1 pseudogene is annotated in these 415 nt (G+C 66.3%); it reads left to right on the forward strand.

Annotation, left to right across the window (positions count from 1 at the left end):
• Positions 1 to 91 precede the first annotated feature (91 nt).
• Positions 92 to 415 (forward strand): annotated as a pseudogene (locus TN53_RS42605) (AraC family transcriptional regulator); the annotation flags it as partial.

Below are 415 nucleotides of genomic sequence, written 5' to 3' on the forward strand. Positions count from 1 at the left end.
TTCCCAACCAGCCTGATCATCTCGTAGTGGGAGTCCGTCCGATTCCGCCCGCTTGCGGACGGCCTCGACGGGAACGGGGAGGAGAGGCCGTATGACCATCACGTTTGACACGACCCACGTACCACCGCCCCACCGGGCCGAGGCCGTTCGGGAGGTGATCTGGGACCGCGTCGTGCGTGTCGACATCGAGCACCATCCGCAGACGGAACGGATCTCGGCGGTCGGTACGGTCAATGCTGTCGGGGCCTTGAACATCTGCTCGGTGAGGTCCAACGCGACTGTTGTCAGGTGTACCGCGGCATTGGTCCGCGACGACCTCGAGCCCAGGTTGTTTCTCGGTCGCCAGGTGTCCGGGGCGAGCATGGTGGTGCAGGGCGGCAGGGAAGCGGTGCTGCACCCGGGCGGCTTCGCCGTC

This window comes from Streptomyces sp. WM6386 (assembly GCF_000972385.1).
Taxonomy (GTDB): Bacteria; Actinomycetota; Actinomycetes; order Streptomycetales; family Streptomycetaceae; genus Streptomyces.